The sequence below is a fragment of the Rhodococcus sp. T2V genome, from assembly GCF_029269925.1.
Classification (GTDB): domain Bacteria; phylum Actinomycetota; class Actinomycetes; order Mycobacteriales; family Mycobacteriaceae; genus Rhodococcus_F; species Rhodococcus_F koreensis.
Genome location: NZ_JARJBD010000144.1, coordinates 1 through 17,764, shown reverse-complemented (window position 1 = coordinate 17,764; position 17,764 = coordinate 1). Strand labels below are relative to the sequence as shown.

The 17,764-nt window shown below is 67.6% G+C and carries 17 protein-coding genes and 3 pseudogenes; 12 read left to right on the top strand and 8 right to left on the bottom strand.

Features of this window, described 5'->3' with window-relative positions; translation table 11 throughout:
• Positions 1 to 80: 80 nt before the first annotated feature.
• Positions 81 to 516: pseudogene (locus P3H15_RS50000) on the top strand (radical SAM protein); the annotation flags it as partial.
• Positions 517 to 553: 37 nt separating this feature from the next.
• Here the strand turns inward: P3H15_RS50000 and P3H15_RS49995 are convergent.
• Together P3H15_RS49995 and P3H15_RS49990 are read right to left on the bottom strand one after the other, a co-directional pair.
• Positions 554 to 1,750, bottom strand: a complete 1,197-nt coding sequence (locus tag P3H15_RS49995; RefSeq protein ID WP_276144140.1) for an IS110 family transposase — start codon at positions 1,748 to 1,750, stop codon at positions 554 to 556.
• A 770-nt stretch (positions 1,751 to 2,520) separates the two neighbouring features.
• Positions 2,521 to 3,015, bottom strand: coding sequence for an STAS domain-containing protein (locus P3H15_RS49990; RefSeq protein WP_276144139.1), 495 nt, complete (start codon positions 3,013 to 3,015; stop codon positions 2,521 to 2,523).
• A 775-nt stretch (positions 3,016 to 3,790) separates the two neighbouring features.
• Here P3H15_RS49990 and P3H15_RS49985 point away from each other — a divergent pair.
• From P3H15_RS49985 to P3H15_RS49975, 3 genes and pseudogenes are all read left to right on the top strand, one after another.
• A complete protein-coding gene (locus tag P3H15_RS49985; protein ID WP_276144138.1) occupies positions 3,791 to 4,108 on the top strand; it encodes a hypothetical protein in 318 nt (105 codons plus the stop codon).
• Positions 4,109 to 4,361: 253 nt separating this feature from the next.
• A pseudogene (locus P3H15_RS49980) lies at positions 4,362 to 4,710 on the top strand (hypothetical protein).
• Positions 4,711 to 6,122: 1,412 nt separating this feature from the next.
• Positions 6,123 to 7,022: a polysaccharide deacetylase family protein gene (locus P3H15_RS49975; RefSeq protein ID WP_276144137.1), complete on the top strand. Its 900-nt coding sequence runs from the start codon at positions 6,123 to 6,125 to the stop codon at positions 7,020 to 7,022.
• A 357-nt stretch (positions 7,023 to 7,379) separates the two neighbouring features.
• Here P3H15_RS49975 and P3H15_RS49970 read toward each other — a convergent pair whose 3' ends face one another.
• Complete coding sequence (locus P3H15_RS49970; RefSeq protein ID WP_276144136.1) at positions 7,380 to 8,015, bottom strand: hypothetical protein; 636 nt, start codon at positions 8,013 to 8,015, stop codon at positions 7,380 to 7,382.
• Between the two features lie 483 nt (positions 8,016 to 8,498).
• Between P3H15_RS49970 and P3H15_RS49965 the strand changes: the two genes are divergently transcribed.
• The 3 genes from P3H15_RS49965 to P3H15_RS49955 all read left to right on the top strand — a co-directional run bounded on the left by P3H15_RS49965 (position 8,499) and on the right by P3H15_RS49955 (position 10,716).
• A complete protein-coding gene (locus P3H15_RS49965) occupies positions 8,499 to 8,741 on the top strand; it encodes a hypothetical protein (protein WP_276144135.1) in 243 nt (80 codons plus the stop codon).
• A 306-nt stretch (positions 8,742 to 9,047) separates the two neighbouring features.
• Positions 9,048 to 9,416, top strand: a complete 369-nt coding sequence (locus P3H15_RS49960) for a hypothetical protein (RefSeq protein WP_276144134.1) — start codon at positions 9,048 to 9,050, stop codon at positions 9,414 to 9,416.
• A 622-nt stretch (positions 9,417 to 10,038) separates the two neighbouring features.
• A complete protein-coding gene (locus P3H15_RS49955; RefSeq protein WP_276144133.1) occupies positions 10,039 to 10,716 on the top strand; it encodes an MspA family porin in 678 nt (225 codons plus the stop codon).
• A gap of 378 nt (positions 10,717 to 11,094) precedes the next feature.
• Here P3H15_RS49955 and P3H15_RS49950 read toward each other — a convergent pair whose 3' ends face one another.
• From P3H15_RS49950 to P3H15_RS49940, 3 genes are all read right to left on the bottom strand, one after another.
• Positions 11,095 to 11,619 (bottom strand): DUF6328 family protein, encoded by a 525-nt coding sequence (locus P3H15_RS49950; protein ID WP_276144132.1) that lies wholly within the window; start codon positions 11,617 to 11,619, stop codon positions 11,095 to 11,097.
• A 215-nt stretch (positions 11,620 to 11,834) separates the two neighbouring features.
• Positions 11,835 to 12,158: a three-helix bundle dimerization domain-containing protein gene (locus tag P3H15_RS49945; RefSeq protein ID WP_276144131.1), complete on the bottom strand. Its 324-nt coding sequence runs from the start codon at positions 12,156 to 12,158 to the stop codon at positions 11,835 to 11,837.
• A 445-nt stretch (positions 12,159 to 12,603) separates the two neighbouring features.
• Positions 12,604 to 13,056, bottom strand: a complete 453-nt coding sequence (locus tag P3H15_RS49940) for a histidine phosphatase family protein (protein WP_276144130.1) — start codon at positions 13,054 to 13,056, stop codon at positions 12,604 to 12,606.
• Between the two features lie 623 nt (positions 13,057 to 13,679).
• Here P3H15_RS49940 and P3H15_RS49935 point away from each other — a divergent pair.
• Complete coding sequence (locus P3H15_RS49935) at positions 13,680 to 14,063, top strand: phage holin family protein (RefSeq protein WP_276144129.1); 384 nt, start codon at positions 13,680 to 13,682, stop codon at positions 14,061 to 14,063.
• 94 nt (positions 14,064 to 14,157) lie between these two features.
• Here the strand turns inward: P3H15_RS49935 and P3H15_RS49930 are convergent, their stop codons facing one another.
• On the bottom strand, positions 14,158 to 14,412 hold the full coding sequence (locus tag P3H15_RS49930) for a three-helix bundle dimerization domain-containing protein (protein ID WP_276144128.1): 255 nt from the start codon (positions 14,410 to 14,412) through the stop codon (positions 14,158 to 14,160).
• A gap of 642 nt (positions 14,413 to 15,054) precedes the next feature.
• Here P3H15_RS49930 and P3H15_RS49925 point away from each other — a divergent pair.
• From P3H15_RS49925 to P3H15_RS49910, 4 genes are all read left to right on the top strand, one after another.
• Positions 15,055 to 15,408, top strand: a complete 354-nt coding sequence (locus tag P3H15_RS49925) for a hypothetical protein (protein ID WP_276144127.1) — start codon at positions 15,055 to 15,057, stop codon at positions 15,406 to 15,408.
• A 64-nt stretch (positions 15,409 to 15,472) separates the two neighbouring features.
• Positions 15,473 to 16,219, top strand: coding sequence for a hypothetical protein (locus tag P3H15_RS49920; RefSeq protein ID WP_276144126.1), 747 nt, complete (start codon positions 15,473 to 15,475; stop codon positions 16,217 to 16,219).
• A 4-nt stretch (positions 16,220 to 16,223) separates the two neighbouring features.
• Complete coding sequence (locus P3H15_RS49915) at positions 16,224 to 16,919, top strand: hypothetical protein (protein ID WP_276144125.1); 696 nt, start codon at positions 16,224 to 16,226, stop codon at positions 16,917 to 16,919.
• 288 nt (positions 16,920 to 17,207) lie between these two features.
• Positions 17,208 to 17,378 (top strand): hypothetical protein, encoded by a 171-nt coding sequence (locus P3H15_RS49910; protein WP_276144124.1) that lies wholly within the window; start codon positions 17,208 to 17,210, stop codon positions 17,376 to 17,378.
• Positions 17,379 to 17,580: 202 nt separating this feature from the next.
• On the opposite strand, the pseudogene P3H15_RS49905 reads toward P3H15_RS49910, so the two are convergent.
• Positions 17,581 to 17,764, bottom strand: a pseudogene (locus P3H15_RS49905) (hypothetical protein); the annotation flags it as partial.

Sequence of the window (17,764 nt, the reverse complement as noted above, 5' to 3'; positions counted from 1 at the left end):
CGGACGCAACAATCCACCACACACGAGGAGACCCGAGAGAACCAGGCGTCGGCCTCAAGGACGATTCGCTGACACAGGACAACGTGGACGAGGCGACGGTGTTGTTGCAGGCCCGCGGCGAGGATCTGGTGGATTTGTGTTCGTCGGCGGCGAAGGTGCGCGATGCCGGGTTGCTGGCGGCGGGTTGACCGGGGGCGTGACGTATTCGCGGAAGGTGTTCATTCCGCTGACGCGGTTGTGCCGGGGCAGGTGCCATTACTGCACGTTCGTGACGGTGCCAGGGAAACTGCGGGCGGAGGGGCGGGGGCGTATCTGGAGCCGGACGAGGTGATCGAGATCGCCCGGCAGGGCGCCGAATTGGGCTGCAAGGAGGCCCTGTTCACTTTGGGGGGCCGGCCGGAGGAGCGTTGGCCGGAGGCCAAGCAGTGGCTGGACGAGCGGGGCTCCGATTCGACGCTGGACTACCTGCGGGCGATGTCGATCCGGGTGCTCGAGGAGACCGGGCTGCTGCCGCACGGTGCCACCGGGGGGGGGGGTGTCCCTATGGTTCCTGTCAAGCCGCCGAGGGGAGCGGTGCTCGGTAAAGTTCCTTGTTTTTCAGCATGGCGTAGAGGACGTCGCAGCGGCGTCGGGCGAGGCAGATCAGGGCCGCGTTGTGCTTCTTCTTCTCGGCACGCTTTTTGTCGTAGTAGGCGCGACTGGTGGGGTCGTGGAGGGCGGAGAACGCGGACAGGAACAGCGCTCGTTTGAGCTTCTTGTTCCCGGATCGGGCCGGGTGTTCACCACGGATCGAGGAGCCCGATTTGCGGGTGACCGGTGCGATGCCGGCGTAGGCCGCCAGGTGGGCGGCGGAGGGGAAGGCGGAGCCGTCGCCGACCTCGATCAGGATCCGGGCCGCTGTCCTGACGCCGATGCCGGGCATCGAGGTCAGGACCCGGGAAAGAGGGTGTTCATCGAGCGCCCTCTCCACGTCCTCGGCGACCGTTTTACGTTGTAACAGAGTTCCTTTCAGTGAATCAGCGAGTTTGGGGAGAACGGTTTCGGCGGCCGCGGTGCCGGGCACCACCACGGTCTGCTCATCGAGGGCGGCAAGGATGTCGGTGGCCAACCGGGCGCCCATGCGGGGTGCATGCTTGACCGCGATCGCGGTGAGCTTGCGCTTGCCGGCCTGCCGGATTCCGGCCGGCCCGCCGCAGCGGGAGAGGACCTCGAGCACCGCCGGATGGGCGATGCGGGGGCCGAGGACCCGCTCGAGGGCGGGGTGGATGGAGGTGAGCAGGCCGCGGATGCGGCCCAATGACCCGGGTGGCCTCGCCGGCAAGGTCGTCGTCGAATCCGACGAGGACCACGGGGCTCGGCGAGGGCCTCGTCGCCGGCAAAAGACCCGGCGCAGGGTGTGCGGCATGGTGCGGGCGGTATCGGCAATGATGAACGCGTCTCGGGCATCGGTTTTCGCCTGTCCGGGGTACAGGTCGGCGATGCGGCGCATCGCCAGTCCGGGCAGGTAGCCGACGTCGTGGTTGCAGGCGCGGGCCACGGTGACCGGTAGGGCGCCGATGGTATTGGGTTGGTCGACGACCACCAGCACCGATCCGTGGTTGGCCAGGCGGTCGAAGACCGCCCGCAGCTTCGTCTCGTCGTTCGGCAACGCCTTGTCGTAGATCTTCTTTCCGGCGGCGGTCAGTCCGACGGCGTGGTGCTCACCTTTGCCGACGTCGATTCCGCAGTACACCGCATAGTTCGAGTCCATTCAGGGGTCGTCCCTTGTGTCTCGGTCGGCCGGTCGCCGATCCGGCATCGACGCCCGGCACCCACGTTACAAAGAGACCTACCCAATTTCGGTTGGCCGTGTCCCTATCAGCGGTCCGTCGACGCCACCACACCCGGCGACACCACCCCCCGGATCATGCGAGAGACAGGGGCAACGAGTCATACCGGGTCTGGCGACCGTAGCCCTTCTGCGAAGGACCATAAATAACGTAACGGGGGGGAGTAGCGGGCATGGGGTCGTCCGGTGAGCCTGGTGTGGCAGACATCTGTCGGATTCGGGCTGGTCGGTTCAACTTGCGTGCGGCCGGAGATCCCGATTCCGGGGGCGCCCTGTTTCGGGCGGAACCGGTGTCCGGGTTCGTGGTTCTCGGGATCGGCGCAGGGTTTCGGACATCACTCGTTGCCACCACAGATCCAAGGGGCTCGGATCCGGCCATCGGATCGGGTCGTCGTCGAATCCGATCTCGGGGCTATGGTCGTGGTTGGGGTTGTCGTTGATGTCAGGCACGATCTGTGTTTCCTCTCGGTCCGACGCATCCGGGTCGACTGCGCCGCGAATCCCACGCTGCTCGACGTCGACCCCGGCTATTCTCGTCGTTTGTCCGCTGGTCGGTTACCCGAAACCGCGTCCGATGACCCACGCCGCGGCGCGAAGGTGCCGGCCGTCGTCGACCCGGCTGCGCTGACACCGACCGTTGTCGCTTTCGACGGTGTCCGGGAGGTGCGGTCTACGGGTGCAGGTGGGTGGGATCAGGAGAACGGGGGACTCGGTGGTGGCGTCGGGGCGTGTGTGGTGGGGGTGCGGGCGGCGCGGAAGGCGTCGGTGACGGTGGGGTAGCACCCGATGGTGGTGTCGATCCGGGTGCGGTGCAGCAGGCGTCGGTGTGGTTCGTCGGCGGCGATGGTCAGGGCGCGGTGGTTTCGGCCGAGTTCGTCGGCGGCGGCGGTGAGGACGGCGAGGGCGGGGCAGCCGAGGAAGGGTACGTCGAGCAGGTTCACCACCACTCCGGGGCCGGGGTGGTGGGTGGCTTGGTGCAGGCAGGCGGCCAGGATGGGGGCGCTGACGATGTCGAGGTCGCCGCACACGGTGAGCATGGTCGGGCCGTCGCCGGTCTCGTCGATCAGGATCTGCAGATCCGCCTGCCGGTGGTGACCGTGGCCGTCATCGGATTCTGTGCTCGTCGTTTGATGGATACCGCCTGTGGCGAGCGGTGTTTCGGTGGTGGAGAGCGGGTAGGTGGTCATGGCGTCCTCCCGGGGGTGGGGGCCGTCCGGGGAACCGGTACTCGGGGGATGAGAGGTGGGGGGTGAGGCCGCGAGTGTGGGGTTTGTCGTCCCGGTGTTGGATGTGTTTCCGGGGCTGCTGGCTCAACCTCTACAGATGACGGTAAGCGCGGTGTGGTGGGAACGCAACCAGCTGCGGACGCCGCTGAAACGGGTCACCTGGTCGCCTGCCGCCCGTGTCCCGGTGGTTGGCGGGCGATGTCCGGTCCCTGGCAGGGGGAATGCTGGTGCCGAAGTGGTGGGTGACCGACTACGGCGCGGGCAGGATTGCCTCGAAGGTTGTGCACGGGTGGATGGAGGCGTCTGGTCCGGGAAGTGCTGGTGCACTGTATTATTGGTGGGCATCGGTCTTGTCGGGGAGCGCCGCGCCGATGCCAGGACCGTTGCGACGAATGTGTCGTGGTGGACGCCGCGCTCCGCGGGCGGTGGCAGTGAGTGTGCCGCGTCGCGGCGTGGCGGCGAGATGAGTGCGGCCGGTGAGCGGGCCTGTTCCGGAGTGTAGGGGCGGTGCGGGCGTGTGAGCCTCGGTGTCGGTGGGGTCGGGATGGCAGGGTGCCGGGCTGCGGCCGGCCCGGGGATTGTGCGCGCCAGGGGGCGCTACTGTGCCGCGACACGGGGCGGGAGTGTTGAGCGGATAGCGGCGTCCTGGGTGTTCGTGCAGGTCGGGTCGCGGACCGGGCAGGGTGTTGCTTATGCTCGATCTCGGGAGTGTCGCCGAGCGAAGAGGTGCATCAACATGGCCCGAAACAGCGGCAACCGGCCGGTCGATGGCCCGGAGTTGACGGTCGGTGTCCGGGTGCTGGTCCGCAGGAGCTCCGGGGCCGATCTCACCGGTGAGGTGGTCGAGGATTATGCGGCGGTGACCGACCCGGGCGGTGGTGGGCACGAGTGGGCGCCGGTGCATCGGTGGGCGGTCGCGCTCGACGACGGGCGGCTGGTCTTTGCCGACACCGAAGATCTGACTATCGATCCGGGCTTCCACCGCTCCAACCCGAACCCGAACCCAGGCCCGGGGACGGTCGTGCGGACACCGGGCCGGCACCGGGGAGAATGATCGGCGGCCGCCGTTTCGTGGCCGGTTCCGATCGGTGTCAAACATCGTGTACACGAATGTCGCTAGCAGTCAGTCGATTACACGACTGACGCGGATGACGTTCTGAAGGGGTTACGTCGATCTCACCGGATGATCTGTCCGGGGTATGCCGCAGTCGTGGCATCGCCGCACCGGATGTGTTGTGCGCTGTCGTGTTGTTCGGAGCTGTGGTTTCTGGCTTACCGTGTCCGGTATGAGAGATGACGAGGCTCGCGTGGCCCGGGCTTTTGCGGGGTGGTTGTCGTCTCAGGGGTGGACCGTCCGTACCGAGGTGGATGTCGTCGACATTGTTTGCCGAGAAGGACGGGCACCTGCTCTACGTCGAGGTCAAGGCGGCGTCCACCGCGCCGGGATTGGATGTCGATACCGCGATCGGGCAGCTCGTTCGGCGGATGCCGAGTGAGGCGGATCAGTCGGTGTCGTTTGCGTTGGTCGTGCGGGACGAGCCGGGTTCGGTGGAGGCTGCGGTGCGGGCACCTGCGCGGGTTCTGGATCTGTTGGGGATGTCGCTGTATGCGGTCGATGAGGACGGTCGTGTGCGGCAGCTCTGCGGCCGCGCATGAAGACTGTTCCCGGCACGGGCGGGGACGGGCAGCAGAGTCGCCGCGTTGATTGGGTACGCAATCCTCAACTGGCTCGGCAGATTCCGATGCACCGAGTGTGCCGAATCTCCGCCAGTCACTGGGGGTTTGACTGGCGGAGCGGCATCGGCAACCTGCACTTAGTGTGTACCGGTGCGAGGGAAATGGTAGGCCACCCGACCGCGTATCGCGGCGATGTGATCTACGCCACACGCATATTTCTCCTGGCGCGTCCACGGCGGGACACAAGGGATCTGGTCGGGGGGTGTTCGCCCGGTGCATCGACGACCCGGAGGTCGGGGGCACAGACCTTGACGGTGAAACCACCTCGCTCACGATCAATCCTGCGCTCAGTGTGGTTGGCGGCGGCCGGCTGATCGGCATACTCCTGGAGCTGGAGCTGGAGCTGGAGCTGGAGCTGGGGTCCGGGTCGATCGGGGTGCGCAGGTACGCCAGGGTTTCCTGGTGTGGGGGTCGCAACGGGGACGGAGTCCGCGACCGTCGGTGCTGCATCGCCCCTGACATCGGCGAGGGCGTCAGCCCGAGCGACACACAGACGTCTTCGTCACGGATTGGCCATTGGGGAAGTTCGGTTTGTGGTTCCGGCGTGGCGTCGCCGGCGTCCTCGGCTGGCAGCGAAGTGACACCTCGACAGCCGGCGGGAAACCCGGTCGCCGGGGCCGTGCACGGGTTCGGCGAGGCTCGCCGCCACCATCCGGCGCGGGAGAAGGTATAGATGGTCGTACCAGCTACTTTTTGAGCAGCGCCGCGTCTGTGTGCATGTGCGGGAGCCCCTCCGGTGTGGGCCTATGGTCCGCACTTGGCACCTGCCTCCGCATGCGGTGCATTTCGCGCAGTCGCCGTAGCAGAAGGTCGCCCGGTGGAATGAGCATGACGGAGTAGAACACCGCACCGCCAGGAGAATCCTCGATCACGCAGGAGAAGACTCCGAAGGAGGAGAAAACAAACAGGCCGCACGCGAAACCCGCCGCCCGGTACCTGAACGCCATCGTTCATCCGTCCTTCGATGCTCACTGAGTGGGGAGCGAAACAAACCCAGCGTGCTGTGAGTGTGCAAGCCTCGCCCAGACGGCGACGCGAATCGTGATCAGACTGGCGGAGCCGTGCTCCCCGGTGCCAGGGAGCGTCCCCTGTCAGTCACCGATTGCGAAACCGCCGACTGGGGAGGCGAGAACAGATCACCACGCCCGCGGTGGCACCACAAGGGTTTCGTCGGGTCGGAGGCACGAATGCGTCACACTGGGCGAGAGTGCCCGTCGGTGGCCGTGGCGGTGGCGGTGGTCGTTGTGCGGGGCGCACTGTTCGGGTTGTGTTCATGGCGTCTTTCCGAGATCGGCGAGGGGTCGCTCTGGTGGACGGTTTAGTCTCGGCGCATGTATGCGCGAGCGAATCGTCGGGCGGTGTTGTTGGGGCTGCTCGGCGGGGGTGTGGCTGTTGCGATGCAGAGCTACGTCGACCTCGCCGACCCTGCGGTCGCTGAGGCGTCGCCGATTCCGGGGCTCCCGGACGGGGTGATCCCCGACGGTTGGCTTCCTGCCCCGCCCCCGCCCCCGCCCCTGCTGCCGGATACGGCGGCGATCGCGGCGAAGTATGCGGGTGCCGTTCCGCACGAATGGGGTGTCGCTGTCACCGGCACCGCCACCCGGCTCGCGGCGGCGGAGCATCGGATCGCGCTGACCTTCGACGCGTGCGGTGGACCTCAGGGCGATGGCGTCGATGAGGATCTGCTGGCGCTGCTCGAACGCGAGAGATTGCCGGCCACCGTGTTCGTGAACGGCCGCTGGATCGATGCGAACCCGGGGCTGACCGCGCAGCTGGCGGGAAACCCACTTGTCGAGCTGGCGAACCACGGTACCCGGCACCTGCCGCTGTCGGTGACCGGGAAATCCGCGTATGGCATCGCGGGCACGAGGTCGCCGGCCGAGGTGATCGACGAGGTGTGGGTGAACCACAACCGACTGCTCGAGATCACGGGCCGCCCGCCCCGCTGGTTCCGCCCCGGGACGGCGCACTGCGACGAGGTCGCGGCGGCGATCGTCCGCGATCTCGGGGAGCAGGTGGTGGGATTCACGGTGAACGGCGATGCGGGGGCCACCCTGCCCGCCGCGAAGGTGCAGGCCGCGGTCACCTCGGCGGCGCCCGGTTCGGTGGTGATCATGCACGTCAACCGCCCGGCGGGCGGGACCGCGGAGGGTCTCGCTGCTGCTGTGCCGCAACTGCGTTCGGCGGGCGTTGAATTCGTCACCCTCAGCGGTGCTGGTGGCCTGGCCTGATCCGACTGTCGGCCGAGCTCTGGGCTCCGGTGCATGGTCGGGGAACGGCGGCGGACTGTTCACCAGGGGCGAGAGCTCCTACCGATTGCTCGACGATGGCGGCGTTCCCACGGTGCTGTCATCGGATGCTCGACGACTACAGTGGTGAGGCGGTGCCGCCTGCGGCTAGAGGCGAAGGGGCAGCCGATAAAGGGTGACGTCGTGAACGGCCGCTGCGCCTACCGTGGGACGCGTCGGCAAGACCGCGGTCGCACTGGAGTGTGCAACCGCGGTCGACCCTGTGGTGACAGAGGGATCGAGTACCGGGCCGGCACCGGCCCGGCCTCTGAACGCCATCGCGCGCTCGAGTGCACTGACTCAGTGTCCTCGATATCGTCCCAAAGCCCGATTGTGGACCGGAGGGTCGGTGACGGTCGCGCGGGAAGTATTCGGACCGTTGGCCAGCCGACCTCGGATGAGTCCTGGGCGCCCCGCAAGACGGACGAAGATACCTGACACAGGTGGCAGGGTCTTGGTGCGAGCATGGTTTTCCGCGGTCAGGGTGAGCGACCCGACGGCCGCGTTCGCGGGGATCCAGTACCGGGGTTCGGTGCGGTAGGAGCACAGGCCCGCGGTGCGGGTGTAGAGGTCCGGGCGGGGGAGGAAGGGGTCGGCGACGGCAACGTGGTCGATGGTGCCGAGCCAGACGTCGAGGTAGGACCACTGTGCCGACGCATCCTGCGGATCGGTCAGCGGACGGGTCTGATGGTGGGCTCGCCGGGCGGGGCCGGCGGTGGCGGTCAGAGCCAGGTGTACCGCGCGGCCACTTTCATAGGCCACGATCCGGGTCAGGTCCAGAGTCAGGTGGGGATGTGCGGTGAGCGCGCACCCCTCGTGCACCGGTGTGCGCCCGGACCCGCGGGTTTTCGGGCCACCGTCGTACGTGCATGGCCTGTCATCGTGCCGGACCCGCCAGTCGGCGGCAATGAAGCCGCCGTGAAGGTTCGGTGTCATCCGGGTGAACACTGCAGCGTCTGCGGCAACAACACTCCGAACGGCCGACTCGGTAGGTGGGGTCGCTCACAGCAACGTTCACCACCGATGTTTCCGGGGCCGACGATGATCTCGGTACCGTCGGAGTGCCCCGGTCGCGGGCCTGGTCTGGCGCCGATGACGTCGAACCCCGTCCTCCTACACGGTCATCGCCGCGGAGAGTCTTATGGAACTTGCCATTACCCTGATCCTGACCATCGCCGTCGTGATCGCAGTGCCCGCCCCCACCTGGGTGCGCGCGGAATAGGAATTTTCGAACTGCGCCGTCGCCACCACCGCACACCGTTTCCCCGGGTTAGCTCGGGCACCGAGATCGCCAGTGCGGCCGACTGCGACGGCATGGGCGGCAAGGCCGGCGCGGCGGCAGGAAACTTCGTCGACTACCCGCTGGGGCGTTCGACGTCACCCGCCCGAGACGGCCACACACTGAGAGGAAGGGCACGGATGTCCACCCCCGACAATGAGCGGCAGTACGGAACACATGGGTTCGCCCGTGAACACTCCACCGAAGAATCCGTCGAGGAAGAACCCTTCGAGCGGACCGACCATAGGCCCGAGCTATCCGCTCTCGTTGACGATCTCGAAGATCAGATCACCGCCGAACGCGAATTACAGGATGTGCCCGGCAACGCGGCCGAGCGCGCTGACACCATTGCGGTCGAAACCGGCGAGGCGGCACCGGATTGACACCGCCTGATGTCCGCAGGTCCATCGTTGTCGGACTCTCGATCTGAACGGCGGATCGTGTGACCGTCATCGGTAGGTGGCGGGTTTCCGGAATCACTCTGTGACGGCCTCGGCGTGCGAGGAATCACCCTCACGGGAGTGATCGGCACCAGACGACGCCACAGCTCCGCGACCGGTTCCCTGTGCGGTGTTCAGGTGGACGGGCGGTGGGGTGGTGACCTCACCGGCCCCGATCCACGGACTTTCGCCCCTAGCGTTTACCAAAACGCTGTTGAGGAAAAGCGGTTCGGAGGAGGTGCACCCACCATGACCACTCACCCGTGGGTCAGCGATACCGACGGCACCGGCCAGGCAGCCGTGCCCATCCACGCACAACCGCTCCAGGACCTGGTCGCGGCGATAATCGCCATCGACACCAGCGACGAGTCACTCGACCTCGACGCGGTAGAACGAATCCGGCAACGCCAGTTCGACGACTGGATTCTCGCCGCCGCCCGCTCCGGTCTCTTCACCGCGGGCGAGATCGACACGCTCGTGCAGTTCTGGCGCGCCGACCCCCGGTCGCTGTTGGACGTTCTCCTCGCCAACGCCGACGACCTCACCCGGCGCCGCTACCAAGCGATCTGGAACTCACTGGGTGCGCCCGGCGCGCCCGGCGCACTCGAGTACGCCTGACGCATCCCCGGGCCGCACACCGCGGCGATGGGGTTCGCCCGCGGTGTGCGGCACACATCGCCCCACGAAGATCGGCAGAGTCGAACGCAACCAGGCCTCCGCCAGCGGTCCGCGCGCCGACCCATGCGCCTGGTCGCCCGGATCACCACCGCGGGTCTGCGCCACCACCGATCGTGCACCACCCCCACGACGCCGCACGGATACAGGGGATGCCGCGACAGGAACCGGTCACCGCCGACCGAACCGTCGAGAATTTTTCGTGGACGGTTCTGGCGTTGCGGGGCAATAGTTTCCGACTCCACGCGCAGAGATGCCCGCTCGACGGTACGCGATGATCGTTGAGAAATCACTGAGAGCGGCCACGATTTTCGGGCATCCCGGACCAATCGGCCGCAACAAACCAAAAGGTTTGTGCAACAACGATTTTCGATGACAGTTTCCGGATTGTTATATTCCGGCTCGCCGGGCGGTGGACGTCACCCGTTCGTCGGGTGTTCACCGATCAGGGTGAGTCTGTCCGGGGATCGAATCACCGGTCCTGGCCCACGCCACCCTCCCCCCGACGTTCCGCTCGGATCGCCTTCGGCGCACCGGGGGCGACCGTCCTCACGAGAGACACGACATGAACCAGGACCACACATCCCGGCTGCGCCGGATCCTTTCCCCCGCCCGGACCACCACCCTGCTCTTCCTCGCCGCCCTGACCTTCGGGCTCGGCACCGGCACCGCCGACGCCGACGTCATCGCGATCGCCGATTCCTCGGCCACCAAGACCACGGTCCTGGGCACGAACCTCGAGATCGCGCAGTCCGGCCAATGGCTCAACAACGTGATCCCGCTCAACGGCACCCCGTTCGACAAGGACGTCTTCCTCGGCGGCAACACCGCCGTCACCTCCAGCGGCGGCGCCCCGATCACCGCCGGCACCGTCGACGTCGGTGTCGAGGTCGGCTACCTGCTCGACGTCTCCAACGGCCTGTCCCTCGGCGGCAAGATCGGCATCACCCCACAGCAGGGGCTCGGCATCCCGGTCGGCGGCCTACCCACCCTGACGATGTCGGTGCAGACCCCGCTCGAGGCCAACTGGGTGGTCCCGATCCGCCCCGGCCAGATTGTGGCCGTCTCGCTCGACAAGAAGACGATGACCACCGGCAACGGCAACGTCAACCTCGACAACATCCACTTCCAGATCAACGGCGCCGCCGGTCCGGTCTCCCTGCGGACCTACTCGCAGTGGACCGCCTCCACCAAGGAAACCGACGACTCCTTCGCCGCCTACGGACCCCCGATCACCCTCTGACACAGCCCCACATCGGCCATCAGACCCCGAATAGCGGACAACAAGGAGATCTCGTGTTGCTCGACGTCCTGCACTTCGTCGTCAAGACCCCCACCACCAGCCTGCTCGACGCCATCATCCAGTCCATCCAGTGGGTCACCGGATCCTCCACCCAGACCGTCTGACGCCGGGCTCCCCGCGCCGCTACCGGCGGCGCGGGGCCCGGCGACTCCGACACCACGGTGCTCACCCGTCCGGGCCGCCGACCCAAGAATGTCCGCGACGTTCTCGGCTGGCGGCGGATCACGGCGACGAAGTGACTACCCATGCCCGTGACGAGGTCGACTACGATTTCGCGGTCCCGGATCTCGCGGAGACGCTCCCGGCCGAACATCGAAATCACCCCGTCTCGCGCGGCGACTGATCGTCGGTGCGACGCCGGTACCGCTGAGCCGGAAGGAGCCAGAAACCGAAGAACATCAGCATCGCCACCGCTGCTGTGATGATCCCGGTGGTCATGTTCACCACGAAGCTGAAGATCAGCAGGACCACGCCGACGAGGGCGAATCCCAGGGCGGCGATGCCGCCGATCGCGAGTCGCTGCCCAGTTGCGACGAGCGTGGGCAGGGCATGTTGCCGGAACAGGAGTCGGTGGATGCCGACCGGTGCGATCAGCATCATCGTCGCGGTCACCGACAGGGCGACGGTGACGAGGTAGATCACCTCCTGGGTATCCGACAGTTCCTCGAAGCGCTGCTGGAACGGCAGGGTCAGCAAGAATCCGGTCAAGAGTTGGACACCGGTCTGCACGACGCGCAGTTCCTGCAGCAGGTTGTTCCAGTTGCGGTCGAGCCGTTGGGTGTCGGTTTCGTCGCGGACCCGACGGTTCCATGCCGCGTCGTCCCGGTAATCATCGCTGTCCATGCCGAGTCAGTACCCCATTGTGTGGCAGCGAATCCACCATCGACGCCCGTCACCTGATCGCGGCCGCGCGGCGGTGGCGTCGTGTCGAACGACGGCGGGTTCGTCTCGTCCGGCAGAGACGAACTCGACGGCCGCTGATCCGGGCCGCACGATCACACCCGACCCGAGCCGGACACACCCTCACCGGCGCCGACGCCACCATCCGCCCCTCGGGTCTACGCGTACCTGCCCCGCGACCAGCCCGGCATCCACCCCGGCCACCGCCGGCGGCGGGCGACCGCGTCGCCACCGAACGACTGCGTCACCGGCAGGGCGCTCGGATCCGCGGCGACGGCCACGACGGGCACACGTCCCTGCACTGTCTCGCGGGCGTGCCGCTCGACCAGCAGCGGAACGAAATCCCGCACCGTCCCGTCCGCGAAACGGTCATGCGCCGAACGCACCACCCGCTCGACCTCCTCCCGGGACAGGTCCGGGAACCGGCGGTCGAGGCGGTCGATGGCCTGGTCGATGTGGGCAAGCTCTTCCTCGCGCGTCATGAAAAAAATCGTCCGCTGCCCCCACGGCCCGGGTCAACACCCGACTCGACGACCCGCCCCGGACGCGCCGAAGGGAACGCTGTAATAGCCCTGTCGCACAGCACTGTTCGCCACCCTGGCCACGTCGATTCCCGTCGCGGCCGTTACCTTGTCGACACCGTCGGCGCGGCGGGTGTTATCCGATGGCAATCGGACTGCCGCCGGTTCTCCCACCCGTTTCCCGGCCCATACCGCGCCGGGCTGGCCGTCACCGGCGAGCCCGGCCCACCGCACCGACGACGAACCCCGGCCACCGGCAGGGGAGGTGCCCGGCCACACCGTCACGTCATCGGCCACGACCACACGCCCGGCTCGCGTGTCCGCGAGGGGAGCCGGGCGGTGCATGCGGCGCAATGTGGTGTGCCCTGTCCTCGGGTGGCGGGATGGGTTCCGGCGGTGTTGGCGGTCAGGTGGGGGGTGTGGGCGGGAGATAGCGGGGGTCGGCGCCCGGGGTGAAGATCCACGCCCCACCCTTCGCTGTCGTCGCGGTCGGGAAGTCGCAGCGCGAGTCGTGGTCGGAGATCGCTGCCAGGTCGTCGAGTATCTCGCCGTGTGTGCACCAGAGAGTCCCGCCGATGTGGGACCCACACAGGGCCGCCCGGAGTTGATCGACCGGTGCGTCCGGGGCCAGCAGCCAATGGTCCTGAACGGGGAGCACCCGTTCGGCGGCGAGGGCGGCGAGGGTGTCCCGGCACCGGGCGGTAGGGCTGGAGAACAGGGTGTGGAGTTCGATGCCGTCGAGCGCGGCCACCAGGCCGGACGCCTGCCGGTGGCCGAGCGGGCTCAACGGGCGGTGCGTCTCTGCTCCACGCCATTTCGTCTTCCCGACCGCGTGCGCGTGCCGCACCACAACGAACATCGAGAGCCTCCGCCCGGACGAGAGTTGCCGACACCGCATCGGTGCCTGGTCAGCATAGATCCGTCCGGCACCGCCGTCCGGCCCGATGCGGCCGGGAGGGTGATGATCCCTGCCGGGGCGGTCAGGGGCCAGGGATGCCAGCGAAGGTGCATATGCCCCGGGTGGCGCCGCCGCGCAGCGCTCCGGATGCAACAGTTCCTCACGTACCAGCATGTGACCGCTCTCGTTCCGCGTTCGAGCACCCGGAAATCGGACCCGCTCGATATGCACAACGGGATCGTCCTCGATATGCACAACGGGATCGTCGAAGGACCGGCGCCACGAATCGCAACGACTCCGCGGTCGCGCGCAACCTGCGCACCCACCGAACCGCCTCAACGTGGGACCACCAGGTGTCGTGGTGGGCGCGGACCAACGGGTAGGAACAACAGGCCGAGCAGCCCCACGGTGAAGTGACCGACCTCAGCAATGGCCGAGCGGGTTTGGCGGTGAGGTGATCGTCGGCAACGACCTGCGGTCCCTCGTCGTGGCGGCGGTCGAAGGACCTTTCCGCCTGTGCCGGCTGAGACGACAATGGAAACCACCGGGGGTGTCTGTCGGGGTCAGAGGGAAAGGAGCAGCGGATGATTCGCTTTCTGCTGCGGGCCGTGATTTTTCTCGGGTCCGCAGCGATCGGGCTCGTGGTGGCGGTCTGGCTTCTTCCGGAGATGACGGTCACGACGACGGGCTTTGTCACGGCGGTCGTGGTGTTCGCGATCGCGCAGAGTGTCCTCGCACCGTTCCTCGCGCAGGTCGTTGCGCGCAACGCACCCGCGTTCCTTGGTGGAATCGGGCTCGTATCGACCTTTGTCGCTTTGGTCATCGCGTCGGTCGTCGGCGGTGTGCAGATCAGCGGCTGGCGAACGTGGGTGCTCGCCACCCTGGTGGTCTGGCTCGTCACCGCGGTGGCCACCTTCCTGCTGCCCTTCGTGCTTCTGAAGAAGAAATCCACCGCCACACCGACATGACAGACAGGGAACGCCACTCGTGCGGGTTCGGTGCGATACCCGCATATGTGGCCGGGCTCGGCCACCAGGCCGATCGTGCCGGTACATTCCACGATTACCGCAGGTCGGCGGCGGAGTCGTTGGACTCGGTCGGGTGGGACACGCCGCCCCCGAGGGTGGCGGTGGCGGCACGTTCGACGAGCAGCGGCACGAAGTCCCGCACCGGCCGGCCGTCGAACCGGTGGTGGGCGATGTCGATCGCCCTGTCGACCAGGTCGGGATCGAGGTCCGGGAACCGCCTGGCCAGCCGGTCGCGGACGGCGTCGAGGTGCTGTTCCTCAGTTCTGCCCGGCCGCGTGACGGCATTCATACCCGAAATTGTTCTCCCTCCGGCGACAACATGCGAGACCTTCCACCGGTTGACGCAGCGGCCGGCGCCCTGCACGATGTCGCGGTGACCGCACCGGCGCCGTCCGACCCCGCGCGGCGCCCACCCGGAGCCTGCCGCCTCGAGCAGGAGAGGACCGGATGACCACACCGGACCGCGACACCGCCCAGGCCGCGTCTTCTACGACCGGCTGCACGCGGAGATCGAGATCCTCTCCCAGCGCATCGAGGACGCCCAGGCCCGCGCCCAGCAGGCGCGGGCAGTCGATCCCATTCTGGCTGAACGATTCCGGGCGGAGGCGGCGGCGCTACGCCGGCAACGGTACGAGGCGCAGCAGCTCGTGGACGGGCTCGTGGTCCGGTTCCCCGCGGTGCGCACCGTCGACGGCCTCGCGTAGGGTTGACCGCCCGCAGGATCGGAACCAGGCGCGGGGGCGGTGCGCCTGCCACCGGCTCGCCCACCGGGAGCAGGGGCACGGTGGTCGCCGTCGGGAACAGACCGATATTCGGCCGCCGCGCGGCGATGGCCCCCAACCGCAGCCCAACGCCTCTCGGAGCACCGGGATGACGATCGGCTACCTGCAACAGGCCTCATGCGTCCCGTCGGATCGCTACTGTGCCAGGCGTGAGGGAACCGGTGCTGGATCGGCGCGTCGACGTTGCGCAGCTGTGGCGTCTGGCCGGCGACGCGGCCCGGAAGGGCGAGAAGTGGGGGCAGCGCAAGAAGTCGGTGACCGACGCCATGGCGATCTACTATGCCCAGCTTCCCCGTGACAGGCGCGGCGCGAAGCGGTGGGTGGCCGAGGTCGTCGACCTCCTGGGATTCTTCGACCTGTCAGCGGATTGGCGCGCAGTCGAGAAAGGCCTGCAGGTGCTCGACCAGAATGACGGTGACGTCACCGGTGCCGCCGCCGAGCTGCAGCGGCTGGAGATCGTGCCGGCTTCCTCGACGAAGAACTCTCTCTTCAAGAGCGCCTAGCGCGCCCACTCACCGCCAGGTACGATAGGTACGTAGTTGTGGCAAACGTACCTGGGAGGGTTGGATGAGTGCCGAAGCATTCTCCTCGGGACCTGCTCCTGGGATCGATCCGGTGGTGGTGGCGCGGATGTCCGAGTCGATCCGTGTCGAGGGGCTCGAGCGGGCGTTGGGTACGTATTTCGCGGAGTTCCGCCTCGCCCTGGTCCAGGCAAGCGGCAAGACGCCGGAGCGCGGACCCCGCGTGGCCCGGGCGGGCCGGGCCGGGCCCGAACTGGCGGCGCTGGGGGCCGAGGAGGCGAGCGGGGACGTGGTCACCGCGCTCACCCAGTTTTCCGCGGCCGCGCTGTCGCAGACGGAGCGGTTGCAGCTCGCGCAGTCGCTGATCGCGACCGTCACCGACACCCATGACACTGGGCTGCGGGCCTCGGCCCGCCGGTCGGTCCTCGACGCGCTCGAGGTGATCGACTCCAAGGAGGTCGCCGCGATCCTGGCGCCGACCAGCGAGCCGATCCGCAGCGTCGCACAGAAACGCCGGAAGGCGGGGGAGTTGATCGGGTTACCAGTCGGCGCCCGCCCGGACTACCGATACCCGCTGTTCCAGTTCGACCGGGCACGGCATCAGATTTACGACCTGGTGAAGTACGCGAACCGGCGGCTCGCGGTGGCGGCCGACCCGTACGGTGCGGCGTCGTGGTGGCTGACCGCCACCGAGATCCTCGACGGCCGCAGCCCCCTCGAGGACCTCGAGGCCGGCGAGCTGACCGAGATCGCGATCGACAACGTCCTCGACGTGGCACGCCGGGGCATGTGAGCGGGTGCGAACGTACAACCGCGCACCCGCGCACACCGACACCATTGCGGCCGGCACCGAGTTGTGGCGGATCCACCGCACCGACAGCCACTTCCCGCCGAACAGCTTCAACTCCACCGCCATCGCCCCGCTCGAGGACGGCCTGACGATCAACACCCGCACCACACGGGTACCGCGGCAGGGAAGGTTCGACCCGGTCCACGACGACCGCGTCTGCCCCGGCGGCTCACAGCTCGGCGGCTACCTGTACGTCGGGTTGTCGGTGGGTGCGGTGGTCGCCGAGGGGATCCTGCGCGGCACCGACATCCCCAAGACCGGAATGCTCTCCGACACAGCCCTTGCCGAGGTGTCGCTCACCCGGATGATTGTGGGTGAGGACATCACGGTCGCGGTCCTCGACACCCAGGCCGGGTTGGCGGCGCTCAACCAGGACGGCTCGCTCACTGGGTGCACGTGGCGGGACTACCGCGACTCCCGGATCACCTGCACGAACATCCTGATCGGTACCCCGACCGCGGCGGGGGTGCGGTATCGGTGCCGCCACGGCCAGGACGAACGCGCCGTCATGCTGGTCGAACGGGGCACGCCACCGGAGACCACCATCGACGCCACCGGTAATCTCGCCGACCGGGGATGGGCCCGCAGCCGGGTCATCGACTCCCTCCGCGACGACTTCGGTCTCGTCCTAGATATTCGGTGACAGGGGTCCGGAACCACACCTCGCGGTGACGCAATCAGGCCCGAAGTCCTCGGCGCCGAGCCTGGTTCAGCAACGGCACAGCGGGACTGCGCAGTACAAATCGGAGGTCGGTGCAGTCCATGCATTCGATGGGGAGGCGACCACGGCACGTGATCGTGTGGGAGTCCCTTGTGCGATCTTGGCCCGGGTGGGAACTGCCTCCTTGGACGGCTCATCGTCGGGCGCCATTCGGCAGGGTCGGATGAGTGGGGACCGACCTCGGCGGGTACCCCGTAGGTGGTGATTGGAATGATCTCCCACGATGCGATTCGGCGTTGGATCGCTGAACAGATGTGTCTCGACCTCGAGGCGGCCGATTCGGCCGTTCTGGCCTACCTCGATGAGGTGACGGCTGTGGCGGAAGCGGGATACGTGCGGTCCCTTCTCAAGCTCGAGAGTTACCGTCCCCTGGTTGGTTGACTTTGGGCAGGTCCCCGAGCGGATGATGTGTCGAGAAATCGAGCTCCTGGCGACGGATGATCCTGGCTTTCAGTGTGAGTGGTGCGGGGTGCCATCCGCCCCGTTCCCGTGCCATTGATCATCAGGTGGAGTTTGCCCCCGACCCGAACCATCCTCGGTGGGTGAGGAACTCGCCCGGCGGACAAGCGGTGCAGGTCTGGGTTCAGACGATTGCGGTGTCGGGGTCCACGTCCCGGTGATCGGGTTCGACGGCGGGCCGGTTGATGTGTTCGCCGCACCGCAGGGTGATAGACCAGAACTGGTCGAGGTCGGGGAGGTCGGCGATGGGGAATGAGGTTCCCCCCGAACGGTGGACAAGGGGGTTGCGTGCCTCAGGCGACTCCCAC